The following is a 26,858-nucleotide window of genomic DNA, read 5'->3' on the forward strand; positions in this document are numbered from 1 at the left end:
TCCCTTGCTCATAGTGCCGCCATTTTCGCACTACGGAGGGGGTCCGCGGGAAGCGGTTTACTCGCTGCCCAGACCGGCGAGCACGGTCTCGGCCCGCTGCAGGGCCTGCCGGTCCGCCTCCAGGTCGGGCGTGATGCCGTGGCCGTCGACTCCGCGCCCCGAGGGGGTGCGGTAGTGCCCGACGGTGAGCTCGGCCACCGACCCGTCCGGCAGCCGGCTGGGCATCTGCACCGAGCCCTTGCCGAAGGTGCGGGAGCCCACCACGACCGCCCTGCCGCGGTCCTGGAGGGCGCCGGTGAGCAGCTCGGCGGCGCTCATGGTGCCGCCGTCGACCAGCGTGACCAGGGGGCGGGTGGTGTTGCCGCCGGGCTCGGCGTGCAGGGCGCGCTGCTCGCCGTCGACGTCGTAGGTGGCGACCAGGCCGCCGTCGAGGAAGGCGGAGGCGGCGGTGACGGCCTCGGTGACCAGGCCCCCGGAGTTCCCGCGCAGGTCGAGGATGATCCCGCCGTCGCCCGGGGCCTGCCGTACGGCGGTGCGCACCGCGTCCCCGGAGCCCTTGGTGAAGGAGTCGATGCGGATGACCGTGACCCCGCCGGCGATCCGGCGGGCGGTGACGGAGTCCGTGGACAGCTCCGCGCGGCGCACGGTGAGGCTCCACGCGCGCGGGCCGCGCTCCAGACCGAGCCGGACCGGCGTACCGGCGGGGGCATCGGTGGTGTCGCCGCGCAGTAAGGAGACGACCTCGCTGACGGGCCGCCCGTCCACCTTCTTGCCGTCGACGCTGCGCAGCCGGTCACCGGCCCGGATCCCGGCGCCGGCGGCGGGCGACCCGGCACGCACCTGGGTCACCTCGATCCGGCCGTCCCGCTCGCGTCGCGCCTGCAGCCCGACGCCGGTGTAGCGGCCGTCGAGGGCCTCCTCGAACTCCTCGTACTCGCCCTCGGAGTACACGGCGGCCCAGCGGTCACCGCTGCGGCTGACGGCGCGCTCGGCGGCCTCCATGGGCGACTTGCCGTCGGCCATCGCCTCGGCGGCGGCCTCGGCGACCTGCTCGTGGCGGGCCGCGGTGGTCGAACGGGCCTCTTGCGGGGCCGACTTCCGGTCGGGTCCGGGCAGCGATCCGGTGGCCGCTCCGGCGACCAGCACGCTGGTGAACACCAATGTCAGGGCGGCCCCGCGGCGCATGCGACGGGGCTGGCAGAACAGGTCACGGCCTGACATGCCGGTGAGTCTAGGACAACGCAAGGGGCCGTACGGCCGGTTGACCGGACGGCCCCTCTTGGCAAGAGTCACACCTTCAGGTACTTGCGCAGCGCGAAGAACGCGGCCAGCGCCGGCATCACGAAGCTCGTCGCGAGGATGAGCGGCAGATACTTCAGCACCGCGTCCCAGCCGATGAAATTGATCAGATTCAGCTTCTCGGACAGCGCGAGTCCGTGATCGATGATGAAGTACCGGGCGACCACCAGGAATCCGCAGGCGACCGCGCCGCCGATCAGTCCGGCGACCGCGGCCTCCATGATGAACGGCGCCTGGATGTAGAAGCCCGAGGCGCCGACCAGGCGCATGATCCCGGTCTCGCGCCGCCGGCTGAACGCCGAGACGCGCACGGTGTTGACGATCAGCATCAGCGCGACCACCAGCATCAGCGCCATCACCGCGCGGGCGGCCCAGTTCATGCCGTTGAGCAGCCCGAATAGATTGTCCAGGATGCCCTTTTGGTCCTGCACCGACTGCACCCCGTCACGCCCGTCGAAGGCGGTGGCGATGACCTGGTACTTCTCCGGGTCGGTGAGCTTGATCCGGTACGACTCCTGCATCTGGTCCGGCGTGAGCGAGCTGGCCAGCGGGGAGTCGCCGAACTGCTCCTTGTAGTGCTTGTACGCCTGGTCCTGGGACTCGTACGTCACGGAGTCGACGACCGTCATCTTCTTCAGGTCGGCGAGGATCTCCTTCTTCTGGTCCGAGGTCACCGCGCCCTTGGCGCAGTTGGGGTCGGACTCGGCGTCGCTCTTGTTGCAGAGGAAGACCGAGACGTTGACCTTGTCGTACCAGTAGCCCTTCATGGTGCTGACCTGGTCGCTCATCAGGAGCGACCCGCCGAACAGGGCGAGCGACAGGGCGACGGAGACGATGACGGCGAACGTCATCGTCAGATTGCGGCGGAGACCGACACCGATCTCGGACAGTACGAACTGGGCGCGCATGGCGTCTGCTTCAAGCCTTTCCGTGGAACTCGCTGCGGTCTCAGTGCTGGTAGCCGTAGACGCCGCGGGCCTGGTCGCGGACGAGGCGGCCCTTCTCCAGCTCGATGACGCGCTTGCGCATCTGGTCCACGATGTTCTGGTCGTGCGTCGCCATCACCACGGTGGTGCCGGTCCGGTTGATCCGGTCCAGCAGCTTCATGATGCCGACGGAGGTCTGCGGGTCGAGGTTGCCGGTGGGCTCGTCGGCGATCAGCAGCTTGGGCCGGTTGACGAAGGCCCGCGCGATGGCGACGCGCTGCTGCTCACCGCCGGACAGCTCGCCCGGCATGCGCTCCTCCTTGCCGCCGAGCCCGACGAGGTCGAGCACCTGCGGCACGGACTTGCGGATCTCGCCGCGCGACTTGCCGATCACCTCCTGCGCGAAGGCGACGTTCTCGGCGACCGTCTTGTTGGGCAGGAGCCGGAAGTCCTGGAACACCGTGCCCAGCTGGCGCCGCATCTGCGGGACCTTCCAGTTGGACAGGCGCGCGAGATCCTTGCCCAGAACGTGCACCTGACCGTGGCTGCACCGCTCCTCACGGAGGACCAGCCGCAGGAAGGTGGACTTTCCGGAGCCGGAGGACCCCACGAGGAAGACGAACTCGCCCTTCTCCACTTCCAGGGAGACATCCCTGAGTGCGGGGCGGGTCTGCTTGGGGTAGACCTTGGATACGTTGTCGAATCGGATCACGGATGCACCACGGGTCGCCGGGGGTAGATGAGCGTGACCATACGCGAGTCGGGTGCGGGGGCGCAGGCGCCGGTCGGGGTTGCACCATGGATGTGCGTATTTGTACCGGGCTCCGGTCACCCCCTTTCATCGCGCCCAGGCAGCCTCCGGGGGAACCTGGCACAGTAGGTGGGGGAACGTTCTGGGTCCCTGAGACGTTCTCCCCCCGGAACCACTCACAAGAAGGGCGAGGCGCATGACGTACGACCGGCTGGTGTGCGCGAACTGCGCGGCGCCCGTGAACGAGGGCCGCTGCCCGGTCTGCCGGGCCAACCGCGAGCGGCTTCAGCAGGGGAATCCGCTCGCGAATCTGACCCCGATGACGCTGATCGCACTGCTGGCGGTGCTGATCGCGGCGGTGGCGCTGCTGGCGCACCAGACCGCGTAGAGCGGCCCCGGAAGACCTGCGCGACGACAACACGGAATACATCACAGACGGCATACGAAGGGCCCGGAGCGCTGCTGCGCTCCGGGCCCTTCGTCACACGCGGTGTGCGCGGGCGGCTACCGTCAGGCAGCCGCACCGCCGCGGCCGCTCACCAGGCGCGGAAGCACCCGGAAGCCGACGCCACCGGCGATCATCGTGGCGGCGCCGATGATCAGGAAGGTGGTCTGCGCGGCACCGGTCTCGGCCAGCTCCTCACCGCTGCCCTGGGCGGAGGTGTCGGAGGTGGTGTCCTCACCGGTGTCGGTCAGGGAGGAGGAACCCTGCTGCTGGGCGGAGTCACCGGAGCCGCCGTCGGGGTCGGTGTTGTTGCCGCCGCCGTTTCCGTTGCCATTCCCGTTGCCGTTGCCGTTCCCATTGCCGTTCCCGTTGCCCGGGTCCTCGGTGGGCTCGGCGGTGGGCTCCGGGTCCTCGGTGGGCTCGGTCGGCTCCTCGGTGGGCTCCGTCGGCTCCTCGGTAGGCTCCGGGTCCTCGGTCGGGATGACCGTCGGCTCGGTGGTGGAGGGCTCCGGCTCGGGCTCGGAGGTCGAGGGCTCCGGCTCGGGCGTGACGCAAATACCCAGTTCGTCACACACGTCGGCGGAAGCGACACCCGCGGCGGAGAGCGAAGCGCCGGCCGCGATCACGGCACCGGCCGCCAGTCGCGCGACACGGATCCGCGTCTTGTTGGTCATGTGGTTGCTACCCCCAGTAGCTCATCGTCAGTGAGGCGGCGCTCGGGGCGGTGATCGACGGAAGGAGCTGAATTCGAGCCCCCCGGTTCACATGCGCCCCGGAGATACGCATGCCGCGCTTCACCCTTCCGATTTTTCAAAGCAACGTCAAGGCCGTTGCGTACGCGATGTCCGGGTACGGGTTCTTTGCCGGAGGAGGAAGCCTGTGAGTGTGATGTAAAACCCAGACATCGGGCACAGAAAAGGCAACTGCCGCCCCGACGGCGGCAGTTGCCTTGTCGATAAAACGCTTCGCTTACTTCTCCTGCTGCTTGCGCCAGCGAATTCCGGCCTCCAGGAAGCCGTCGATCTCACCGTCGAGCACGGCCTGCGGGTTGCCGACCTCGAATTCCGTACGCAGGTCCTTGACCATCTGGTACGGGTGCAGGACGTACGAACGCATCTGGTTGCCCCAGGAGTTGCCGCCGTCGCCCTTGAGGGCGTTCATCTTGGCCTGCTCCTCCTGGCGGCGCCGCTCCAGCAGCTTGGCCTGGAGGACGTTCATGGCGGTGGCCTTGTTCTGGATCTGCGACCGCTCGTTCTGGCAGGAGACGACGATGCCGGTGGGGAGGTGGGTGAGGCGGACCGCGGAGTCGGTCGTGTTCACGCCCTGGCCGCCGGGACCGGACGAGCGGTACACGTCGACGCGCAGCTCGGACTCGTCGATCTCGATGTGGTCGGTCTGCTCGACCACGGGAAGCACCTCGACGCCCGCGAAGGAGGTCTGGCGGCGGCCCTGGTTGTCGAAGGGCGAGATCCGGACGAGCCGGTGCGTGCCCTGCTCGACGGAGAGCGTGCCGTAGGCGTACGGCACCTGCACGGAGAAGGTGGTCGACTTGATGCCGGCCTCCTCCGCGTACGAGGTCTCGATCAGCTCGGTCTTGTAGCCGTGCCGCTCCGCCCAGCGCAGGTACATGCGCTGCAGCTGCTCGGCGAAGTCGGCGGCGTCGACGCCACCGGCCTCGGCGCGGATGTTCACCAGCGCCTCGCGGGAGTCGTACTCCCCGCTGAGCAGGGTGCGGACCTCCATCTCGTCCAGCGCCTTCTTGACGGAGGTGAGTTCGGACTCGGCCTCGGCGCGGGCGTCCGGGTCGTCCTCCTCCTCGGCCATCTCGAAGAGCACGCTGAGATCGTCGATGCGACCGCGCAGGGTCTCGGCCTTCCGCACCTCGGCCTGGAGGTGGGAGAGCTTGCTGGTGATCTTCTGCGCCTCGTCCGGGTTGTCCCACAGGGACGGCGCGGCCGCCTGCTCCTCGAGCACGGCGATGTCTGCCCTCAGCTTGTCGAGGTCCAGAACGGCCTCGATCGACTCCATGGTCGAGGAGAGGGACTTGAGCTCTTCGGATACATCGACGACTGCCACGCTCCCAGCGTAACGGCTCCGCCGGGCGTCGAGGGCCGGTGGCCGCCCGGCACCGGTGCGACCGGCGCCCGCGGGCCGCCGCGGGCCGTGATCTCACGGCCGGAGAGCCTGGGGCACCGACCTCCCGCAGACCGCCGCCTCGCGGTCACGGAGTCTCCGGCGCCCCGAGCCTCCGCGGGCCACCGCGGGCCGTCGCCTCGCGGTCAAGGAGTTCCCGGTGCCGAGCTCCCCCAGGCCGCCGCAGGTCGTCGCCTCGCGGTCGGGAGTCCCGGGCGCCGGCCTCCCGCAGGCCGCCGCGAGCCATCGCCTGGCAGTCGGGAAGTCCCCGGTGCCGACCTCCCACGAGCCCTCGCCTCCCGGTCACGGACACCCGGGCGCCGACCTCCCACGGGCCCTCGCCTCCCGGTCAGGGAGTCTCCGGTGCCGAGTTCTCCTGGTCGTCGCGCGGAGTCGCCCCCGCGTCGTCGCCCGTTGTCGCCAGCCAGGTGCCGACGCCTGCCGCCGCCGCCAGCGCCACCGCCGCCGCGCCCAGGGCCAGCCGGCGCCGCCGGGTGGCCGCGCGGTGCCGGGCCGAGCCCGGGCGGGGGGCGCCCGACGCCCGGGGCACCCGGGCCGTGCCGCGGGCGCCGCCCGCCAGCTCGTCAGGTCCCGGCACCCTCATCGACGTATGGGTGTCCCGGTTGGAGTCGGCCGGCTTCGCGCCCGGCACCAGGGGCACCGCGCCCCGGCGCACCGGACGCGAGGGCGCGGGCTGATCCGGTGCCGTCTCCTCCTCGACCGGCTCGGTGTCCGGCTCGTCCACGTCCAGCGGCGGCATGCCCGTCAGCATCGGCAGCAGCTCGCGCAGCCGCGCCCCCAGCTCCGAGGCGCGCAGCCGGGAGGCCGGCGCCTTGGCCAGGCACTGCACGATCAGCTGCCACAGCTCGTCCGGGATGCCGGGCAGCGGGGCGACCGTCTCCGTCACATGGCGGCGCAGGACCGCCCCGGGGTGGCCGCCGCCGAACGGCGTGAAGCCCGCCAGCAGCTCGTACAGGACGGTGGCCAGGGCGTAGATGTCCACCGACGCCCGCGGCGGCAGTCCCTCCACGATCTCCGGCGCCAGGTAGTCCGGCGTACCGATGATCTTGGTGGCGCGGGTCCGCTTCGGGGAGTCGATCAGCTTCGCGACGCCGAAGTCGGTCAGCAGCGCGGGGTGCGCGCCGCCGGGGCCCAGCGGGCCCTGCATGTCCAGCAGGACGTTCTCCGGCTTCACGTCGCGGTGCACGACCCCCGCCGCGTGCGCCGCCGCGAGGCCGTCCGCCACGTCCGCCACGATCGCCACCGCGGCCTCCGGCGCCAGCCGCTTGTCCCGGTCGAGGCGGGTGCGCAGATCGGTGCCCCGGACCAGGTCCATGACGAGCGCGAGGTCGTTGCCGTCGACGACCAGGTCCCGCACGGAGACGACGCGCGGGTGCTCGAGACCGAGCAGCGCGGTGCGCTCCTGCACGAAGCGTCCGACGAGTTCCTGGTCGGACGCGAGGTCCTCGCGCAGCAGCTTGATGGCGACGGGGCCCTCGGGCCCCTCGCCCAGCCACACCGTGCCGGCGCTGCCCCGGCCCAGGATCTGGTGGGCGGTGTACCGGCTGCCGATCTTCCGTGCCAAGACTGCTCCTACAGACGCGTGTTGCCGACAAAGCTACGCGTCCGAGGAGCCGACCTTCACCGTGGAGGCGGAAATCACCCGCCGGGTGTCGACAAATCCACAGAGTCGCTACGGGCCGCGCTACTGACCCGAGGATCCGCCGCTCAGGTCGCCGATCCACCCCGTCACCGTGGTGAACCAGTCCGTGAGTTGCTCCCAGTACCCCTTGCCGGTCCCGATCCAGTCCTGCAGCGGGCTCAGCTCCCACACCAGCCATCCGGCCACGAACAGGATGACGAGCGAGAACAGGCAGCCCTTGAGGCAGCCGAGACCCGGGATCCGCATCGGGTTGGCGCTGCGCTGGCGCGGCTGGCGCGGCTCCCGCTGCGGCCGCTGGGGCTCGGGGGCGGGCGGCGGCGCGTACCGCTGCGGCTGCGGCTGCTGGGGGCGGGGCTGCTGCTGGGGCCGCGGCTGCTGCTGCGGGGCGTACTGCTGCTGGCCCTGCTGGGGATAGCCGTACCCGGGCTGCGGCTGCTGGGGCCGGCGCTGCGGCGGCTGCTGCGGGCGGGCGACCTGCCGCTGGGGGCGGCGGCGCAGCGGGTCCTGGCTGGGGTCGAGGTACTGGACCTGCGTCTGCTCGTTGCGGTCGCGCGCGGCCCGCATCTGGTTCTGCCAGGGGTGCGGGTCCTCGGGCGAGGGTCCGCCGGGCCCGCCCTGCGGCACGGGCGGCAGGACGGCGGTGGGGTCGGCGGCGCCGGACGGTCCGGCGGTGTGCGGCATGACGCTGGTCGCGGCGTTGGGGTCGTAGCCGCCTGCGCCGTGCGGCAGCACCTGCGTGGGGTCGGCCGAGCCCGGGACCGGGGCGGGCGCCGGGTCGGGCGCGAGCAGCGCGGCAACGCCGTCGGCGGCGGCGATCTGCGCGGAGTTCGCGTGCACCCCGATGCCCGCGGCGACGACGCGCAGGCCGCGGGCGAGGTTCTCGGCGCTGGGGCGCCGGTCGGGGTCCTTGGACAGACAGCGCTCGATGACCGTCCACAGCGGGTCGGGGACCGTGGAGGGGCGGCGCGGCTCGGCGCTCAGGTGCTGGTGGAGGACTTCCAGGGCCGAGCCGCCGGAGAACGGGGGCCGACCGGTGACCAGCTCGTACAGCAGGATGCCGGCGCCGTAGATGTCGACGGCGGAGGTCTGCGGGCGGCCCTCGGCGGACTCGGGCGCCACGTACGCGGGCGTGCCGACGAATTCGTGGGTGCGGGTCAGGCCCGGGGAGTCGGCGAGCCGGGCGATGCCGAAGTCGGTGAGCATCGGGTGCATCTGCCCGCCGTCCTGCTTCAGCAGGACGTTCGCCGGCTTCAGGTCGCGGTGCACCACCCCGTCGGCGTGGCTCGCGGCGAGCGCGTCGGCGATCTGGGCGGTGAGCAGGGCGGCGGCGACCGGGCTGAAGGGGCCGTTCTCACGCAGATAGCGGTGCAGGTCGGGGCCGTCGACGAGGTCCATGACCAGCGCCAGCAGCTCGCCCTCGACGACCAGGTCACGGACCCGGACGATGTTCGGGTGGGTCAGCCGGAGCAGGACGGAGCGCTCCCGGAGGAACCGCATGACGATGTCCGCGTCGCTGGCCAGCTCCTCCTTGAGGACCTTGATCGCGACGGTCTCCCCGGGCTGGCCCGGCACGGCCGCCTCGGCGCCCGCGGTCTCACGCTGGCGGGCTCGCCAGACGGTGCCCGTGGCGCCGCGTCCGAGCGGCTCCTCGAGCAGGTACTTGCTGCCGACTGGCCGCACGTCACGCGCTCCCTGCTGATTGCCTGAAAGTGTTCCGATGTTCCGACCCACTGTAGTGCCGGGCGGATCGAAGCAAAGGTTCGCAGGAAAGACGCTCGGGCCGTTCTGTTTGGTTGCCCGAGCCGTTCGTGACCGATCTCAAGTGATCGTGAGCGCGGCAGGTATCAGGCATTTTTGCGGGCAGAGCCGACCAATCAAGATCACTTGCCACCGGGCGGCGGGCGCGTTGTCAGTGGCAGGTGCGAGGATGCCTTCCGTACTGGCCGATGTGCTCGTGTGGCGGTGGGGGAAGTCCGCGGTGGGGGACCGCGGGGCGTCGTCCCCGTTCGCGGGTGCCCGTGCAGAAGGGACCGCTGACGGCGATGCAGATCCGGCTGACCGTCGTAGACCCGCTGGCCCCGCCCCCCGCCGCCGCGCGGGGCCGCGCCGCGAGCTGCGATGTGCTGGTCACGGCGCCCGCCGGGACGGCCCTGGCCGCGGTGGCGTCGGCGCTCGCCTCGGCGGTCTCCGCGGGCGAGGGCCCCGTGGTGGTGTACGCGGGCGCGGAGCGGCTCGACAGCGCGCGCTGCACCCTGGGCGAGCCCCCGCTGATCGACGGCGCGGTCCTCTCGCTGGGCGCCCCCGCCGAGCCCGAGGCCCATCCCGAGTTCGACGACGCCCCGACCCAGCTCCATGTGGTGGCGGGCCCCGACGCGGGCGGCGTCCACCTCCTGCACGGCGGCCGGATCGAGGTCGGCCGCTCCGCCGACGCCGACGTCCCGCTCGACGACCCGGACGTCTCCCGGCTGCACTGCGCGGTCACGGTCGCCGCGGACGGCCACGTCTCGGTCGCCGACCTCGGCTCCACCAACGGCACCACCCTGGACGGCGCCCGCGTGGGCACCCGCCCGGTCCGTCTCGCCCCGGGCGCGCTGCTGCGCATCGGCGAGTCGGCCCTGCGGCTCGCCCCGGCCGGCGGACCGGGGGCCCGGGTGGCGACGGTGCCGGACGGCGAAGGGCACATCCGGCTGTCCGGCGCCCACCCGCGCCGGGAGCCGACGCCGGGCGCCTCCGGGCCCGCCGGGGAGACCCGGCACGGCTACGGTTCGGCCGCGTGGGGGGCGTCCTCGGCCACGCCGGGGGCGCAGGAGCACGGGCCCGTCGTGCCCGGACAGGGCGGTGCGCCCCGCATCGAGAACGACGGGACGCATGTCCCGGCTCCCCGCGGCGGCGACACCCACGGCGCCGGTTTCTCGGCGGAGGGGCACCCTCGCGGGGGTTCTCCGGTGGAGGGGCGTCCACGCGGGGGCACTCCGGTGGAGGGCCGCCCGCGCGGGGGCACTGCGGCTGACGGGCACCCTCGCGGGGGCACTCCGGCGGACGGGCACCTCCGCGGCGGCACTCCGGCAGACGGGCGCCCGCGCGGGGGCACTCCGGCAGACGGCCACCCAGACGGCAGCGCCCCGGCACACGGCTACCCACGCGGCGGCGCTCAGGCCGAGGGGCACCCTCGCGGCGGCGCCCCAGCACCGGGCCGCCGTCCGGGGGATGCGCCCGGGCTCGGGGGGACGCCCACGCCCGGCGGCCGTGCCTCCGGGGACCGCGACCGCGCGGGCCTCCCCGCCGACACCCGCACCCGCGAGGCCCCCCAGGACGCGCTCGGGGGAGCGCACGCCTCCGGTGGCCGCGCCACCGGGGACCGGGACAACGCAGGCCTCCCCGCCGACGCCCGCGCCCGCGATGCCGGTGACCGGCCGGACGGGCGGGACGGTGGCCGTAAAGGCAGTAAAGGCAGCCCGCCGCGCGGCACCGAGGCCCCGCAGGGCCCGCGCCGGCGCGGCCTCGGCGCGTGGGCCCGGCGGCTGACCGGCGGACGCGGCGAACCGGGCCCGCCCGAAAGCGAGTCGTACGACGATCAGGGCCGCGAAGCGGCCGAGCACCCCTCCGCCGCCGACCGGCTCCCGGAGACCTGGCCGGACCCCGCCGCCCTGCTGCTCACCGCCCTCGGCCCGGGCCCCCGCCTGTGGGAGCGCGGGCCGGACCACCCCGAGGCGCTCACCGTCCGGCTCGGCACCGCCGACCGCCCGAGCCCCGACGGCGCCGGACTGCTGCCCGCCGTACCGGTCACCGCCGATCTGCGCGAGATCGGCGCCCTGGGCCTCGCCGGCCCGCGCACGCGGCTCGCCGGACTGGCCCGCGCGGTGGTGGCCCAGCTCGCCGCGCTGCACTCACCGGACGCCCTGGAGATCGTGCTGATCAGCGCGGACCGCTCCCGCCCGCTGGAGGAGCGCGCCGCCGAGTGGTCCTGGCTGGGCTGGCTCCCGCAGCTGCGCCCCTCCCACGGCCAGGACTGCCGCCTGCTGCTGGCCCACGACCGCGAACAGGCCACGGCCCGCACCGAGGAGCTGCTCCGCCGGCTCGACGACCACCTGGACCACCACGGCGAGCAGCCCTCCACGGCCTCCGCGCACCGGCCCTCCTGGGCCCAGGACGACCCGGCCACCTCCTATGCGGGTCCCTGCACGGTGGTCGTGGTGGACGGGGACCCCGGCGCCGCCGACGTCCGGGAGGCCGTCGCACGGCTGGCGTCGGACGGCCCGCGGGCCGGGATCCACGTGGTGTGCCTCGCCGAGACGGCCCCCGCCTCGCCCGCCTCCCCGGTCACCGAGACCTACCGGGCGGCCTGCGCGGCGGCCCCGGCGTTCCGGGAGTGCGGCGCGGTCGCCCTGCTGAGCGGTGACGTGGCGACCGCGCTGCGGCTGATGCGGGTGGCCCGCACCGGCGGAGCGGACGCCCACGCCGACCCGGCCCCCGTGGCCCCCGGCACCGTGGCCACCGTGGACGCCGTCTCGCTCGCCTGGGCCGAGCGGTTCGCGCGGGCCCTGGCCCCGCTGCGGCCGGACGGCGCCGTGGCGGAGCGGCAGACGCGGGTCTCCGCGCCGCTGCCCCAGGCGGCCCGGCTGCTGGACGAGTTGGGCCTGGCCCGGGCCACCCCGGCTTCCCTGATGGCCCGTTGGGCGGACGCGGCCGACGACGCCGAGGCGCTGGGCGGACGCGCGTGTGCCGTGCTGGGCGCCGGTCCGCGCGGCCCGGTCACCGCGGACCTCGCGGCCGACGGGCCGCACCTGCTGGTCGAGGGCCCCACGGGCAGCGGCCGTACGGAGCTGCTGCGCGCGCTCATCGCCTCGCTCGCCGCCGCCGAGCGGCCCGACCGGCTGACCATGGTCCTGGTGGACGGCCGGGACAGCGTGGGCGGCAGCGGCGGTGACGGACTGCGGGTGTGCACCGACGTCCCGCATGTCACCACCCACCTCACCGCCAACGACCCGGTCCGGATGCGGGAGTTCGCCCAGTCGCTGAGCGCCGAGCTGAAGCGGCGGGCCGAGCTGCTGGGCCGTTCCCACTTCACGGAGTGGCACGCGGGCCGGATGGTCTCGGGCCGCATGGTCGCCCAGCGCACCGGTACCGGCACCGCCTCCCCCTCCCCCTCCGCCTCCGTCTCCGTCTCCGGTGGAGCCGCGGATCTGGACACCCCGCCCAGCTCGACCCTGCGGCTGCGCCCGGCGGCCGCGCGCCGGCAGACGGAGGCGGCACCGCCGCTGCCCCGCCTGGTCGTGGTCGTGGACGACCTCGACGCCCTGGTCTCCCCGGCCCTCGGCTCCCCCGGCCGGCCGGCCGCGGGCTCGGTCATACGCGCCCTGGAGGCGGTGGCCCGGGAGGGCGAGCGGCTCGGCGTCCATCTGGTGGCCGCGACGGGCGCGGACGGCCGTACGGCCGAGTCGGAGCCGGCGCGCAGGGCCACCCTGCGGGTCACCCTCGACGCCCCGGCCACCGGTCCGGACGAACCGGCGCCCGGCCGTGGCCGGTTCACCGGGGCGGACGGCCGGGTGACCGCCTTCCAAGGCGGCCGGGTCACCGGCCGTATCCCCCGCACCGCGACCCTGCGCCCCACGGTCGTGCCGCTGGAGTGGCACCGGATGGGCGACCCTCCGGCCCGCCGCCCGGTCCGCGAGCTGGGCAACGGCCCGACGGACCTGGCCCTTCTGGCCAGCGCGCTGGAGCGCGCGGCGAAGGAGGTCTCGGCCGCCGAAGTGCCCTCGCTGCTCTAGGAGGAGTGGAGCCCCAGTCACGAGGCGGTCACGATCGCCTACTTGACAGCGCAGGCGCTCTTGCCGACCTCGGGGACCCGGCGTAGACCAAACGACAACAAGACAGCGCTCGAACGTTCGACGAGGCAACGAAGCACGAAGAACGGGGCAGTGATGCGCACGAATCGCACCATCCGGATCGCCATGGCCACCGTCGGCGCGCTCGCGCTGGCTCTTACCGGCTGCGGCGGAGACGACGACAACGGCAACGGCAACGGAGGAGGCGGCGGCGGGCAGGAGACCGGTGCCGGTTCCACCGTCCAACTCCCCAAGCTCGACGGACAGACGCTCGAGGTGGCGGCCGTCTGGACCGGCCCCGAGCAGGACAACTTCACCAGGGTGCTGGACGAGTTCGAGAAGCGCACCGGCGCCAAGGTGAACTTCGTGCCCACCGGCAACAACACGTCCACCTTCCTCGGTACCAAGATCCAGGGCGGCCAGCCACCGGACGTGGCGTTCCTGCCGCAGGTCGGCGTGTTGCACCAGTTCGCCCAGAAGGGCTGGATCAAGCCCCTCGCCAGCGAGACCCAGGCCCAGCTGGACAAGAACTTCTCCACGGGCTGGAAGGAGCTCGGGGCCTACGAGGGCAAGCAGTACGGCGTCTATGTGAAGGCCGCCAACAAGTCCCTCATCTGGTACAACACCGCCGCCTTCGAGGCCGCCGGCATCAACGAGGAGCCGAAGACCTGGAAGGACTTCCTGGCCACGGCCCAGACGCTCTCCGACGCCGGTTCCCCCGCCGTCTCCATCGGCGGCGCGGACGGCTGGACGCTGACCGACTGGTTCGAGAACATCTATCTCTCGCAGGCCGGCCCGGAGAAGTACGACCAACTGGCCAAGCACGAGATCAAGTGGACCGACCCCTCGGTCAAGGACGCCCTGACCACGCTCGGCGAGCTGTGGGGCAAGGACGAGCTGATCGCGGGCGGCCGCTCGGGCGCGCTCCAGACGGAGTTCCCGAAGTCGGTCACCCAGACGTTCTCCGGTGACACCCCGGCCGCGATGGTCTTCGAGGGCGACTTCGTCACCGCGAACATCAACGCCGACACCGACGCGAAGGTCGGCACGGACGCCAAGGTGTTCCCGTTCCCGGCGGTCGGCGACGAGTCGCCGGTGGTCAGCGGCGGTGACGTGGCGGTGGCGCTGAAGGACGGCAAGGGCGCGCAGGCACTGATGACGTTCCTGTCCTCGACCGACGCGGCCGAGATCTGGGCGGCGCAGGGCGGCTTCATCTCGCCCAACAAGGAGATGGACCAGGGGTCCTACAAGGACGACGTGACCCGGGGCATCGCCGAGGCGCTGATCGCGGCGGGCGACGACTTCCGCTTCGACATGTCCGACCAGGCGCCGGCGGCGTTCGGCGGCACCCAGGGCATCGGCGAGTGGAAGCGGCTCCAGGACTTCCTGAAGAACCCGAGCGATGTGGCCGGCGCCCAGCAAAAGCTGGAGGCGGACGCCGCCAAGGCGTACAAGACCGGCTGACGGATGTCGGCCGTCGCGAACGGGAGTGCCGGCACCGCGCCGGCACCGCGCAAGGGCGTGACGGGCACCAAGGTGTGGGTGGCGGTGCTGTTCCTGCTGCCCGCCCTGGTGCTGCTCGGCGCGCTCGTGGTCTACCCGATCGGGTACTCGGTCTGGCGCAGCCTGTACAACGCGGGCGGGGACGGCTTCGTCGGCCTGGACAACTACATCGACGTCTTCACGGACGACGCGACCCTGACCGCCGTACGCAACACGGCGATCTGGATGGCGGTCGCGCCCGCCGTGGTCACCGTGCTGGGCCTGATCTTCGCCGTGCTCACCGAACGGGTGCGCTGGGGCACGGCGTTCAAGCTGATCATCTTCATGCCGATGGCGATCTCCATGCTCGCGGCCGGCATCATCTTCCGGCTGGTGTACCAGGCGGACCCGGACCAGGGCGTGGCGAACGCGATCGTGACGTCGGTGCACGACACCTTCGCCGACTCCTCCGTCTATCCGAAGGCCCGCCCCAACGCCCAGGTCAGCGATCTGAAGCCGTCCGGCGGCGGTGCGTTCACCACGACGGGCACGGTCCGGGCGGGCACCCCGGCGCTGCTCCCCCTCGTCGGTATCGCGCCCAACAAGGTGCCGGGCTCCCCCGAGGACGCCCGGGCGGCGACCGGTGCCGGCGTCACCGGCACGGTGTGGCTGGACTTCAAGCTCGGTGGCGGCGGCGAGAAGGGGCAGGTCGACGCGGGCGAGAAGGCGCTGGAGGGCGTCAAGGTCGAGGCCGTCAAGGACGGCGAGGTGGTGGCCTCGGCGACCAGCGGCGCGGACGGCACCTTCACCCTGCCCGACTCCGCCGACGGCGCCCAACTGCGCCTGCCGGGGTCGAACTTCGCGGCGCCCTACAACGGCGTCGACTGGCTCGGCCCGACCCTGGTGACCCCGGCGATCATCGGGGCGTACGTCTGGATGTGGGCGGGCTTCGCGATGGTGCTCATCGCGGCGGGGCTCGCCGGAGTCGACCGCAATCTGCTGGAGGCGGCCCGGGTCGACGGCGCCAACGAGTGGCAGGTGTTCCGCAGAATCACGGTGCCGATGCTGGCACCGGTCCTGGTCGTCGTACTGATCACGCTCATGATCAACGTGATGAAGATCTTCGACCTGGTCTACATCATCGCCCCGCAGCCCACCCAGGACGAGGCCAATGTGCTGGCGCTGCAGCTGTTCCTGTCGTCGTTCGGCGGCGGGGGCAACTACGGCATGGGCAGCGCGATCGGCATCATCCTGCTGCTGCTCGTGATCCCGGTGATGATCGTCAACATCCGCCGGCTCAGGAAGGAGCGCGAGCGGTGACCGCACTCGATTCCCCCGTGCGCGGCAAGCGGTCGTGGGCCTCCCGGGTGGCGAGCGGCGCCGCGGGCGGGGCGCTGCGGACCTTCCTGCTGCTGGTGGCGCTGTTCTGGCTGGTGCCGACCTTCGGGCTGCTGGTGTCTTCCTTCCGGGAGCCGACCGAGATCGCCTCCTCGGGCTGGTGGCAGGTCTTCACGGCACCGGCCGAGCTCACCACCGAGAGCTACAGCACCCTGCTGGAGAACGACGACATCACCAACGCGCTGTTCAACACCGTGTGGATCACCGTCCCGGCGACCCTGCTCGTGGTGATCATCGGCGCGATGGCCGGGTACGCCTTCGCGTGGATGGACTTCAAGGGCCGCGACTGGTGGTTCATGGTGGTGATCGCGCTGCTGGTGGTGCCGGTGCAGGTGGCGCTGATCCCGTTGTCCGAGCTCTTCGGGAAGCTGGGGATCTTCGGCTCGATCACCGGTGTCGTGCTGTTCCACGTGGCGTTCGGGCTGCCGTTCGCGATCTTCCTGTTGCGCAACTTCTTCGCGGAGATCCCGAAGGAGCTGCTGGAGGCGGCGCGGCTCGACGGCGCCGGTGAGGCCCGGCTGTTCACCACGGTCGTGCTGCCGCTGGGCGCCCCGGCCATCGCCTCGCTGGGAATCTTCCAGTTCCTGTGGGTGTGGAACGACATGCTGGTGGCGCTGGTGTTCTCCGACTCCGGCTCGCAGCCGCTGACGGTCGCGCTCCAGCAGCAGGTACGGCAGTTCGGCAGCAATATCGAGGTGCTGGCGCCGGGCGCCTTCATCTCGATGGTGATCCCGCTGGCGGTGTTCTTCGCGTTCCAGCGGCAGTTCGTGTCCGGGGTCATGGCGGGCGCGGTGAAGTAGCCCGCGGGACAGGCGGATCGAGGGGCCGGCCGGGAGATACCCGGGCGGCCCCTCGACGTGCGTCCGGGCGTCCCCCGTATGCCGCAACCCCGCGTAACCAAGTCACTCCATCGGCCGTTCCCGGGCCAGGCGTCGCGGGGCAGGCGGGAATGGTCAGGCAGGCCCTGGGGCCCGACCCCCTCACCACCCGCACCGACCCATGGATGTCCCCCTTGCCCAGGTTCAGTGTCATCGTCCCCGCGTACAAGGTTCAGGCGTATCTCCACGCGTGTCTGGAATCGGTGCTCTCCCAGTCGTACCCCGATCTGGAGCTGATCCCGGTGGACGATGCCTCGTCGGACGCCTGCGGCGCGATCATCGACGAGTTCGCCGCCCGCGACCCCCGGGTACGGCCGGTGCGCCTGGCCCGCCGTCAGGGCCCGGGCCCCGCCCGCAACGCCGGGACGAGCGAGGCGACCGGCGACTACCTGCTGTTCCTCGACGGCGCCGACACCCTGACACCGGGCGCCCTCCAGGCCGTCGCCGACCGCCTGAAGGAGACCGGCGGACCGGACGTCCTGGTGTACGACCAGGTACGCGTCCTGCGGACCGGCGAGACGGTCCGCGACGAGACGCTGGTCCCGCTCACCGAGCAGGGCCCGGCACCCTTCCGGCTGGAGGACCGCCCGAGTCTGCTGCGCCTGCCGGCGGCTCCCCACAACCTGGTCTGCCGCCGGGAGTTCGTCGAGCGCGAGGGCCTCTCCTTCCCGCCCGGCTCCGACGAGGACACCCCCTGGACGTACCCGGTCCTGATGACGGCGGAGTCGATCGCCACCCTCGACCGGGTGTGCGTGCACCACCGCGCCTACCGCAAGGACTCCACGAGCCGCCTCCCCTTCGACGTCTTCGAGCAGTACGACCGCCTCTTCGCGTTCCTCGACGGCCGGCCCCGGCTCGCGCGGTGGCGGCCGGTGCTGTTCCGCGGCATGGTCGACCACCTGGCCGCCGTGGCCGCCCGCGCCGGCCGCCTCCCGCGCGGCAGCCGCGCCGAGTTCCTGCGGCGGGCCCGCGCCCACTGCCGCCGCCACCGCGCCCCTGGCGCCCCGGTCCGGCTGCGCGACCGCCCCCGGCACGCCCTGGTCCGGCTGGGCCTGCACCGCACCTACCGCGCCCTGCGCCTGGCCGCCGCCGTGCACCACCGGGCGGTCAAGCTCGCCGTGAAGGCGGCGGGCGCCCTGCGCTCCACCGCCCTGCGCCTGCACTACCGCGTCCAGCTCCGCCTGCCCCTGCGCCGGGACCGGGCCGTGTTCTGCGCGTACGGCGGCCAGGGCCACGGCTGCAACCCGGGCGCCCTGGAGCAGGCGTTCCGCGCCCACGCCCCGCACATCCGCACGGCCTGGATCGCGCATCCCGAGCACCACCACACCGTCCCGGCCGCCACGCGCCGCATCACCCCCGGCACGGCGGCCTACTGGACGGCGCTGGCCCGTTCCGCGTACCTGGTCGACAACACCGGCCTCGACCGCCGGCTGGTCAAGCGCCCCGGGCAGACCGTCGTCCAGACCCAGCACGGCACCCCGCTCAAGCACCTGGGCCTGGACCTGCGCGAGCGCCCCGCGGCCGGCGCGGGCACGGACGTCGGCGCCCTCCTCGACACCGTGGACACCTGGGACTACGTCGTCTCCGCCAACCGCCACTCCACCCTCGTCCAGGAACGCGTCCACCCCGGCCCGTACAAGACGCTGGAGTACGGCCAGCCCCGCAACGACGTCTTCCAGCGGGCCACTTCGGCGGACGTGAGCCGGCTGCGCGAGACGCTCGGCATCCCCGAGGGCGCGGTGGCGGTGCTGTACGCCCCGACTCACCGCGACTACCGCCGCACCCAGCGCGCCCCGCTCGACCTGGACCGGCTCGCGAGCCGCCTCGGCCCGCGCTTCGTGATCCTGGCCCGCGCCCACCGCCGCCACGGCGGCCCGCTCGCCCCCGAGGCGACCTCGCCGCGGGTCATCGACGTCACCGCCCACCCGAGCGTGGAGTCCCTCTGCCTGGCCTCGGACGCCCTGCTCACCGACTACTCGTCGATCATGTTCGACTACGCCGGTCTGGACCGCCCGATCGTCCTGCACACCGGTGACCTGGAGGCCTACGAGGCCGCCCGCGGCACCTACTTCGATCTGCGCTCCTTCCCGCCGGGCGCGGTCGCGCGCAGCGAGGACGAGCTGATCGACATCTTCGCCACCGGCCACTGGCGCGGCTCCCGCTCCGCCCAGCTGCGCGCGGCGTTCCGCCGGCGCTTCTGCCCGTACGACGACGGCCGCGCCGCCGAGCGCGTCGTACGGCACGTGGTGTTCGGCGAGAAGGGCCTGCCGCCGGTCGTACCGCTGGACGAGCGGCATCCGGTGCCGTCGGCGGCCGCGCCCCTCACCGGCTCCCCGCTCATCGCCGCACCGCGCTCCGCGACCCCCCTGCCCCTCACCGACCGTCTCTGAACGCCGTTCTCATCCCGGGGAGTTCTGATGCCCTCCAGCCCGTCGCGGCCCACCCCGAGCCGGCCCCACACCTGGCGTCCGGCCGGGCGGCCCGGTGGCCGGCGCGTGTCCTCGTGAGGCCGCGCACCTGGGTGCTGCTCCTGGCCGCCCTCTTCGCCGTCCTGCAACTGGCGAACGTCTCCGGGCGGGACACCCCCGACTCCAGGAACTACCTCTCCTACGCCCTCGGCCTGCGCGGCGACAGCAAGCGGGAGGCGGCCCTCACGACGATCGAGCACTACTGCGCGGGCAAGGCCGCGATCGCGCACCGCGACCAGACCGTGCACGTGGTGCGCTTCCACCGCCCCGATCCCGCCCCGGCCGTGCTGGCCGGCTGCCGGGCGAAGGAGTGGCGGGAGGTGGAGAAGCGGCTGGCGGCGGGCCGTACGACCGGTCACACCGTCCCCTTCGCCTCGGAGCGCTTCATGCGGATCTTCGAGGCGCGGCCCGGCTACCCGGTGTTCCTGGTGCCGTTCGTGACCGTGCTCGGCGCGACCTGGGGCCTGTGGGCGGCCGGGGTCACGGTGGCGGCCGGGGGCGGGGTGCTGGTGTTCCTGATCCTGCGCACCCTGTCGGTACCGTTCCCGCTCGCGCTGACCGGTCAGGCGCTGTACTACGTCCTGCCGTGCGGGGCGATCGCCATGCGGCCCATGACGGAGGGCCTGCTGATGGCGCTGACGCTGGTGGCGGTGTGGGGCTGCGCGCTGGTGCTGCAAGGGCGGCGGGCGGGACCGGCGCTGATCGCGGGCGCGCTGGCCGCGCTGTTCACGGTGAAGCACTCGCAGGCGCTGTTCCTGGGGGTGTGCCTGGCGGGGGCGGGGGCGCTGGTCGCCGTGGCGCGCCGGCGCAAGGGGCGGGCGCCGGGCCGGGACGTCGCGGTGATCGCGGGCCTCGGTCTGGGCGCGGCGGTGGGCACGCTCGCCCTGGCGAAGCTGCTCGGCCACCCGTCGGCGTCCGAGAGCGTGCAGGATCTGCTGGCCGATCACTTCACCCGCCCCGACCGGGCCGACCCCTGGCCGGAGTTCCTCCAGCTGTCGCGGAACTTCTGGCTGGAGTGGCTGCGCCGGCAGCTGTGGGAGCCGTTGTTCCTGGCGGCGCTGGGCGCGGGGCTGTGGGGCGCGCTGCGCAGGCCGACCTTCGGCGCCTTCCTGATCGCGGCGGCGGCCACCGGCGTCCTGACCCAGGCCGGGCACCCGGACATCCACATCTGGGGCGGCCGGCTGATCGCACTGGCCTGGCTGCTCCCGGTGGTCGGCGTGCCGCTGCTGCTGGAGCACCTGCTGCGCGCCCAGGTGTCGCTGCCGGCCCAGGGGCACTCCGACCGGGCCCACTCCCTGAGGTGACGCGGGGCCGGGCGAGCGAAAGGCGCGGACGTCCCGAGGACGTCCGCGCCTGTCCGGCCCCCGGCTCGCGGGGTGAGCGTCGACTACTCGATGACGAGGTCGACGTCTATGTTGCCGCGGGTGGCGTTGGAGTAGGGGCAGACCTGGTGGGCCTGCTCGACGAGCTTGCGGCCGGTCGCCTCGTCCACGGTGTCGGGCAGTTCGACGCGCAGGGTGACCTTCAGGCCGAACCCCTCGCCCAGCTTGCCGATGCCGACCTCGCCGGTGACGGCGGCGTCGGCGACGTCCACCTTGGCCCGGCGGCCGACGAGGCCGAGGGCGCTGGCGAAACAGGCGGCGTAACCGGCCGCGAAGAGCTGCTCGGGGTTGGTGCCCTGACCGTTGCCCCCGAGCTCCACCGGCGGCGCCAGCTGCAGGTCGAGCGTGCCGTCGGAGCTGATGGCACGTCCCTCGCGGCCGTGGGTGGCGGTGGCGACGGCGGTGTAGATCGCGTCCATGGATGAACCGTCCCTGTTCGAGAAGTCGGGGCTCGCTGACGGGCTCAAGTAGAGCACACAATTAAATTGTGCACAACTAAATGGCGAGCCGGAGCTATCCTGGACCCATGAACCGGACCGGGACACCCGCCACCGCGCCCCAGGAGGAATGGCTCCGCCTGGACCGCCAGATCTGCTTCTCCCTGCACGCGGCCGCCCGCGCCTTCAACGGCGTCTACCGCGTGGTCCTCAAGGACCTCGGTCTCACCTATCCGCAGTACCTGGTGATGCTGGCGCTGTGGGAGCACGGAGATCTGCCCGTCAAGAAGCTGGGCGAGCACCTGCGGCTGGACTCCGGCACGCTCTCCCCGCTGCTGAAGCGGCTGGAGGGCGCGGGTCTGGTGCACCGGGAGCGCAGCGCGCGCGACGAGCGGTCGGTGCAGGTGCGGCTGACCGAGGAGGGCTCGGCCCTGCGCGAGCAGGCGCTCCAGGTGCCGCGCCGGATCGCCGCGGCCACCGGCTTCGACGTCGACGAGATCAACGCCCTGCGCTCCCGCCTGGACGACCTCACCAGCGCTCTCGACGAGGCGGCCCTGTCAGCGGCAGCACCGTAGCCGGGCGCCGCTCGTAGAGCCGCAGGGTCACGCCCCCGCGCACGTACTGCTCGCACGGGACGAAGTCCTCCCACACGGCCGTGATCTTGGCGCGCTCAACGGGATTGCGCGGGCGCCAGTCCGAGCGCAGCGTGTACGGCTCGGCCACCACCCACACCCGGTCCGCCCGCGCCAGTCTGCGGCGCAGCTCATCCGCATCGGTCTCCCGGCCGTACAGCGTCCCGGAGGCGGGTCCCGGCGTCCTGAGCGCGATGTCCCGGGCGTGCCGGAACCCCTCCGGGTAGGCCACCGCCGCCCGGCGGCCGATGGAGGGCACGAACAGCACCGCGTCGCCGCGGCGGATCTGGCCGGCGGCGAGGGCGGAGACGGCGGCGAGGTTGTCGGGCCGACGCTCGGGGGCGCGGTCCTGCCGGTGCAGGGGCAGGTGGTGCAGGAAGGCCACGAGAACGGCGAGGGCACCGGCCAGCGGCACGTACGGCACCCGGCCCAGGATCCAGTGGGCGAGCCGGTCCGCGCCGGCCGCGATCAGCAGCGGTGCCCCCGCCAGCGCGTACAGGACGTACCGGTCGTCGTACATCGGCCGGACCTGCGAGACCAGCATCAGCAGGACCGGCGGGACCGCCATCAGCGGCAACGCCACGGCGGCCACCCGGCGGGCGGCGAATCCCACGAGCATCAGCACCACCCCGGTCTCGAACACCACCCCCTTCGGTCCGACGACGAAACCGCGCAGCACCCGCTCCGCGCTCCCCCAGCCCGGCGTCGGCAGCCACTCCACCTGCCCCGCCTGCGCCTGGGAGACCAGCACCAGCGGCAGCAGGATCAGCCCGGCACCGGCCACCGCTCCGGCCCAGCGGGCCCAGGTCCGCCGACTCACCCCCGACACCGCCAGCGTCACGGCGTGCGCGCACAGCACCAGGACGGCGAACTCGTGCACCAGGCAGGTCACGCCGACGACACCTGCGTACGCGAGCCAGGTCCGCCCGCCGTCCAGCGCCCGCACCAGCAGCAGCGTGGCGCCCACGACTCCGGCGCCGACGAGGGCGTACGACCGCCCCTCCTGCGCGTAGTGGCCGGTCAGCGGTGTGACGGCGTACATCAGACCCGCCCACAGCCCGACCCGCGGACCGGCCAGCCGGATGCCGAGCGCCGCGACCAGGCCCGCCGCGGCGGCGGCCCCGCACACCGAGGGGAGCCGGAGGACCACCTCGTCCGGGCGGAGGGCGAGGACGGGGTGCATCAGGAGGTAGTACAGGCCGTGCACCGCGTCCACGCCGTGCACGAGCCGCCAGATCTCCGGCACCGACCTGCGCGCCACCTGGAAGGTGACCGCCTCGTCGCGCCATATGCCCCCGCGGTCGATGCCCCACAGCCCGAGGGCCAGCACCAGGGCGGCAGGCAGGCCGACCGCCAAGGCCCGGAACCGGCCGTCCGCCTCCGCCTCCGTCTCTTTCTCTTTCTCTTTCTCTGTCTCCCTCTCCTGACTCACCACATCTCAGATCTTGTGCTATTAACCGATGATTCTTGTTCATTGACGGCGAATCGGAGTGGTTATGCTCCACGCACGGGCCAACTGACGAGGGGACGGCCACACATGACCTGGCTGATCACCGGCGGTGCCGGATACATCGGGGCGCATGTCGTACGGGCGATGTCCGAGGCGGGCGAGCGGACGGTGGTCTACGACGATCTGTCCACCGGTCTGTCCGAGCGCGTGCCCGAAGGTGTCCCGCTGGTCGTGGGCTCCACCCTGGACGCCCAGCACGTGGCCCGCGCCCTGGCCGACCACGAGATCACCGGGGTCGTGCATCTGGCGGCGAAGAAGCAGGTCGGCGAGTCGGTGGAGCAGCCGCTGCGCTACTACCGGGAGAACGTGGAGGGCCTGCGCGTCCTGCTGGAGGCGGTGACGCGGGCCGGCGTTCCCTCGTTCGTGTTCTCCTCCTCGGCCGCGGTCTACGGCATGCCGGACGTGGACCTGGTCACCGAGGAGACGCCGTGCGCCCCCATGTCGCCGTACGGCGAGACGAAACTGGCCGGCGAATGGCTGGTGCGGGCCGCGGCGCGGGCGACGGGCCTGTCGACGGCCTCCCTGCGCTACTTCAACGTGGCGGGCGCGGCGGCCCCGGACCTGGCCGACGCCGGCGTCCACAACCTCATCCCGATGGTCTTCGAGAAGCTCACCGAGAACGAACCCCCGCGCATCTTCGGCGACGACTACCCGACCCCGGACGGCACCTGTGTCCGTGACTACATCCACGTCGTCGACCTGGCCGAGGCCCATGTGGCGGCGGCCCGGGCGCTGCGGTCCTCCCCCGGCCGCGACCTGACCCTCAACATCGGCCGCGGCGAGGGCGTCTCGGTGCGCGAGATGATCGACCGGATCAACGCGCTCACCGGCCACGACCGCCCCCCGACGGTCACCCCCCGACGCCCCGGCGACCCGGCCCGCGTGGTCGCCTCCGCCGACCGGGCGGCCACCGAGCTCGGCTGGAAGGCCAGGCACGACGTCCAGGACATGATCACCTCCGCCTGGGAGGGCTGGGTACGCCTGCACCCGTCAGCGGCACGCGACTAGACGTCAGCCCTTGGCCAGGGGCCCTCTCACAGGGCCTTCAGCGCCCCCGCCGTGGCCCGCGCCAGCGACGCCAGATACTCCTTCGGCAGCTTCGGGCTGCGGATCACCACCGCGCGCCAGTACAGCGGCCCGGAGATCAGATCCAGTGCCAGCTCCTGGTCGACCCCCTCGCGCAGCTCCCCGCGCCGCTCCGCCGCCGCCACGATCCCGCTGGCCACCCCGTCCTGCCCCTCCCGCACCGCCTTCTGCAGGGCCTCGGCGATCTCGGGATTGCGCGCGGCCTCCGCCTGGAGGTCCGGGATGATCTGGGAGGCGACCGGGTGGCGCAGCGCGCGTGAGGTCACCTCGTAGAGGAGCCGGAGGTCACCCTCCAGCGAACCCGTGTCCGGCATCGGCAGCCCCTGCACCGCCAGCGCCGACACCACGTCCAGCACGAGGTGCAGCTTCGACCGCCACCGCCGGTACACCGCCGTCTTGCCGACGCCCGCCCGCCGGGCGATCCCCTCGATCGACATCCGCGCGTAGCCGACCGCCGCGAGCTCCTCGAACACGGCCGCCCGGATGGCTTCCGTCACGTCCGCCCGCAGCACGGCCGCCCCCGCGGGGGCCCGGCGGCGCGGGCGCGGCTGGGGTCCCTCGGCGTTCGTCGTCATGCGGACCAGCATAGGGCGTTACGACGAAACGGTTGCGTTCCGACGTCGATTCGGCCTACGCTCGCGTTGCGACGATACGGTCCCGTCCCGACGTAAGCATCCCGTCCCGACGTAAGCGAACAGGAAGCGTCCGGTGGCGAACGCCGGGCCCCGGACCGCGCACCCCCACCCCCCGAGCGAAAGCAGCGGATGTGAGCCAGGTCCTCGACACACCGCCCCCGACGACGGCCCCGACGACCCCTGCCGATGTCGACCTCGCGGCCCTCGCCGCCCGCCACGGCCTCTCGGTCAGCGGTGCCCGCCCCACCTTGCCCGAGTACGTCCGCCAGCTCTGGGACCGGCGACACTTCATCGCCGCGTTCTCCACGGCCAAGCTGACCGCCCAGTACAGCCAGGCCAAGCTCGGCCAGCTCTGGCAGGTGATGAACCCGCTGCTGAACGCGGCCGTCTACTTCCTGATCTTCGGTGTGCTGCTGGGCACCAAGGACGGCGTGCCGGACTACGTGCCGTTCCTGGTCACCGGCGTGTTCATCTGGACCTTCACCCAGAGCTCGATCCTCGCGGGTACCCGCGCCATCTCCGGCAACCTCGGTCTCGTGCGCGCCCTGCACTTCCCGCGGGCCGCGCTGCCGATCTCCTTCTGCCTCCAGCAGCTCCAGCAGCTGCTGTTCTCCATGGGCGCCCTGGTCGTCATCCTGCTGGCCTTCGGCGTGCCGGTCGCCGCCTCCTGGCTGCTCGCCCTGCCGGTGCTGGTGCTCCAGTTCACCTTCAACGCCGGTGTCTCGCTGATGATGGCCCGGGTGGGTGCGAAGACCCCGGACGTCGCCCAGCTGATGCCGTTCGTGCTGCGCACCTGGATGTACACCTCGGGCGTGATGTGGAGCATCGACCACCTGCTGGCCAAGCACGGTGACTGGCCGGCCTGGGTGGGCCCGGTGCTCCAGGCCAACCCGCCCGCCGTCTACATCGACCTGATGCGCTTCGCCCTGATCGACAGCTTCCACGGAAGCCAGCTCCCGCCGCACGTGTGGGCGCTCGCCACCGGCTGGGCCCTGCTCGCCGGAGTCGGCGGTTTCATCTACTTCTGGAAGGCTGAGGAGACGTACGGCCGTGGCTGAGACCCCTGCAAACCCTGAGAACCCGAGCGAACCGACCCCCACCGTCATCGCGGACCGGGTCGACATCGTCTACCGCGTCAACGGCACCGGCGCGGGCCGCGGCTCCGCCACCGCCGCCCTCAACCGCATCGTGCGGCGCAAACAGACCGAGAGGGCGTCCGGCGTGCGCACGGTGCACGCCGTGCGGAACGTGTCCTTCGTCGCCCGCAAGGGCGAGGCCATCGGACTCATCGGCACCAACGGCTCCGGCAAGTCCACCCTGCTCAAGGCGGTCGCGGGCCTGCTGCCGGTGGAGAACGGCGCCATCTACACCGACGGCCAGCCCTCCCTGCTCGGCGTGAACGCGGCCCTGATGGGCGACCTGACCGGTGAGCGCAACGTCTTCCTCGGCGGCCTCGCCATGGGCATGTCCCGCGAGCAGATCAAGGAGCGCTACCAGGAGATCGTCGACTTCTCCGGCATCAACGAGAAGGGCGACTTCATCACCCTGCCCATGCGCACCTACTCCTCCGGCATGGGCGCCCGGCTCCGCTTCTCCATCGCCGCCGCCAAGGACCACGACGTCCTGCTCATCGACGAGGCCCTCGCCACCGGCGACCGCTCCTTCCAGAAGCGCTCCGAGGCCCGGATCCGCGAACTGCGCAAGCACGCGGGCACGGTGTTCCTGGTCAGCCACAACAACAAGTCCATCCGCGACACCTGCGACCGCGTGCTGTGGCTGGAGCGCGGCGAACTGCGCATGGACGGACCCACGGAGGACGTCCTCAAGGAGTACGAGGCCTTCACCGGCGACAAGAAGCCCAAGGCCAAGCCGAAGCCGAAGCCGAAGGCCACGGTCGCCGTGTAGCTT

General features: G+C 72.7%; 21 protein-coding genes. 11 read left to right on the forward strand and 10 right to left on the reverse strand.

From position 1 onward, the window contains the following. Positions 1–57: 57 nt before the first annotated feature. The 3 genes from M8H82_RS21180 to ftsE form a co-directional block, all read right to left on the reverse strand. Complete coding sequence (locus tag M8H82_RS21180) at positions 58–1,221, reverse strand: S41 family peptidase (RefSeq protein WP_250076393.1); 1,164 nt, start codon at positions 1,219–1,221, stop codon at positions 58–60. A gap of 68 nt (positions 1,222–1,289) precedes the next feature. Next, entirely contained in the window at positions 1,290–2,207 is a 918-nt protein-coding gene (gene ftsX, locus M8H82_RS21185; protein ID WP_250076394.1) for a permease-like cell division protein FtsX, read from the reverse strand. A 40-nt stretch (positions 2,208–2,247) separates the two neighbouring features. Further along, entirely contained in the window at positions 2,248–2,937 is a 690-nt protein-coding gene (ftsE, locus tag M8H82_RS21190) for a cell division ATP-binding protein FtsE (protein ID WP_130436517.1), read from the reverse strand. A gap of 235 nt (positions 2,938–3,172) precedes the next feature. Between ftsE and M8H82_RS21195 the strand changes: the two genes are divergently transcribed. After that, the gene (locus M8H82_RS21195; RefSeq protein WP_015660032.1) at positions 3,173–3,364 is read left to right on the forward strand and encodes a hypothetical protein; all 192 of its coding nucleotides are present in this window, start codon (positions 3,173–3,175) and stop codon (positions 3,362–3,364) included. A 122-nt stretch (positions 3,365–3,486) separates the two neighbouring features. Here the strand turns inward: M8H82_RS21195 and M8H82_RS21200 are convergent, their stop codons facing one another. From M8H82_RS21200 to M8H82_RS21215, 4 genes are all read right to left on the reverse strand, one after another. Beyond that, entirely contained in the window at positions 3,487–4,095 is a 609-nt protein-coding gene (locus M8H82_RS21200) for an LPXTG cell wall anchor domain-containing protein (RefSeq protein WP_250076395.1), read from the reverse strand. 295 nt (positions 4,096–4,390) lie between these two features. Continuing rightward, positions 4,391–5,497, reverse strand: coding sequence for a peptide chain release factor 2 (gene prfB / locus M8H82_RS21205; protein ID WP_250076396.1), 1,107 nt, complete (start codon positions 5,495–5,497; stop codon positions 4,391–4,393). Between the two features lie 406 nt (positions 5,498–5,903). Beyond that, the gene (locus tag M8H82_RS21210; protein WP_250076397.1) at positions 5,904–7,139 is read right to left on the reverse strand and encodes a serine/threonine-protein kinase; all 1,236 of its coding nucleotides are present in this window, start codon (positions 7,137–7,139) and stop codon (positions 5,904–5,906) included. 120 nt (positions 7,140–7,259) lie between these two features. Continuing rightward, the gene (locus M8H82_RS21215) at positions 7,260–8,897 is read right to left on the reverse strand and encodes a serine/threonine-protein kinase (RefSeq protein WP_250076398.1); all 1,638 of its coding nucleotides are present in this window, start codon (positions 8,895–8,897) and stop codon (positions 7,260–7,262) included. Between the two features lie 362 nt (positions 8,898–9,259). On the opposite strand from M8H82_RS21215, the gene M8H82_RS21220 reads away from it, so the two are divergent. The 6 genes from M8H82_RS21220 (at position 9,260) to M8H82_RS21245 (ending at position 20,572) form a co-directional block, all read left to right on the forward strand. Beyond that, a complete protein-coding gene (locus tag M8H82_RS21220) occupies positions 9,260–12,985 on the forward strand; it encodes an FtsK/SpoIIIE domain-containing protein (protein ID WP_250076430.1) in 3,726 nt (1,241 codons plus the stop codon). Between the two features lie 153 nt (positions 12,986–13,138). Beyond that, the gene (locus M8H82_RS21225) at positions 13,139–14,506 is read left to right on the forward strand and encodes an ABC transporter substrate-binding protein (protein ID WP_250076399.1); all 1,368 of its coding nucleotides are present in this window, start codon (positions 13,139–13,141) and stop codon (positions 14,504–14,506) included. 3 nt (positions 14,507–14,509) lie between these two features. Then, on the forward strand, positions 14,510–15,844 hold the full coding sequence (locus tag M8H82_RS21230) for a carbohydrate ABC transporter permease (RefSeq protein WP_250076400.1): 1,335 nt from the start codon (positions 14,510–14,512) through the stop codon (positions 15,842–15,844). Beyond that, positions 15,841–16,722 (forward strand): carbohydrate ABC transporter permease, encoded by an 882-nt coding sequence (locus M8H82_RS21235; protein ID WP_250076401.1) that lies wholly within the window; start codon positions 15,841–15,843, stop codon positions 16,720–16,722. Before M8H82_RS21230 ends, M8H82_RS21235 begins: the two co-directional genes overlap by 4 nt. Before the next feature lie 212 nt (positions 16,723–16,934). Then, positions 16,935–19,190 carry a bifunctional glycosyltransferase family 2 protein/CDP-glycerol:glycerophosphate glycerophosphotransferase gene (locus M8H82_RS21240; protein WP_250076402.1) on the forward strand — a complete coding sequence of 752 codons (2,256 nt, stop codon included), beginning with the start codon at positions 16,935–16,937 and terminating at the stop codon, positions 19,188–19,190. A 113-nt stretch (positions 19,191–19,303) separates the two neighbouring features. Beyond that, on the forward strand, positions 19,304–20,572 hold the full coding sequence (locus M8H82_RS21245; protein ID WP_250076403.1) for a hypothetical protein: 1,269 nt from the start codon (positions 19,304–19,306) through the stop codon (positions 20,570–20,572). Positions 20,573–20,655: 83 nt separating this feature from the next. On the opposite strand, the gene M8H82_RS21250 is transcribed toward M8H82_RS21245, so the two are convergent. Beyond that, entirely contained in the window at positions 20,656–21,069 is a 414-nt protein-coding gene (locus tag M8H82_RS21250) for an organic hydroperoxide resistance protein (RefSeq protein WP_250076404.1), read from the reverse strand. A gap of 107 nt (positions 21,070–21,176) precedes the next feature. Here M8H82_RS21250 and M8H82_RS21255 point away from each other — a divergent pair, with 107 nt between their 5' ends. After that, on the forward strand, positions 21,177–21,662 hold the full coding sequence (locus M8H82_RS21255) for a MarR family winged helix-turn-helix transcriptional regulator (protein ID WP_250076405.1): 486 nt from the start codon (positions 21,177–21,179) through the stop codon (positions 21,660–21,662). Here M8H82_RS21255 and M8H82_RS21260 read toward each other — a convergent pair. Then, entirely contained in the window at positions 21,616–23,151 is a 1,536-nt protein-coding gene (locus M8H82_RS21260) for a glycosyltransferase family 39 protein (RefSeq protein WP_250076406.1), read from the reverse strand. The genes M8H82_RS21255 and M8H82_RS21260 overlap by 47 nt on opposite strands. A 105-nt stretch (positions 23,152–23,256) precedes the next feature. Between M8H82_RS21260 and galE the strand changes: the two genes are divergently transcribed. Next, positions 23,257–24,237 carry a UDP-glucose 4-epimerase GalE gene (galE, locus tag M8H82_RS21265; RefSeq protein ID WP_250076407.1) on the forward strand — a complete coding sequence of 327 codons (981 nt, stop codon included), beginning with the start codon at positions 23,257–23,259 and terminating at the stop codon, positions 24,235–24,237. A gap of 26 nt (positions 24,238–24,263) precedes the next feature. On the opposite strand, the gene M8H82_RS21270 is transcribed toward galE, so the two are convergent. After that, a complete protein-coding gene (locus M8H82_RS21270) occupies positions 24,264–24,902 on the reverse strand; it encodes a TetR/AcrR family transcriptional regulator (protein WP_250076408.1) in 639 nt (212 codons plus the stop codon). A gap of 179 nt (positions 24,903–25,081) precedes the next feature. Between M8H82_RS21270 and M8H82_RS21275 the strand changes: the two genes are divergently transcribed. After that, a complete protein-coding gene (locus M8H82_RS21275) occupies positions 25,082–26,008 on the forward strand; it encodes an ABC transporter permease (RefSeq protein ID WP_250076409.1) in 927 nt (308 codons plus the stop codon). Beyond that, entirely contained in the window at positions 26,001–26,855 is an 855-nt protein-coding gene (locus M8H82_RS21280) for an ABC transporter ATP-binding protein (RefSeq protein WP_250076410.1), read from the forward strand. The genes M8H82_RS21275 and M8H82_RS21280 overlap by 8 nt, the downstream gene beginning before the upstream one ends. Positions 26,856–26,858: the final 3 nt, after the last annotated feature.

This window comes from Streptomyces sp. YS415 (assembly GCF_023544665.1).
Classification (GTDB): Bacteria; Actinomycetota; Actinomycetes; order Streptomycetales; family Streptomycetaceae; genus Streptomyces.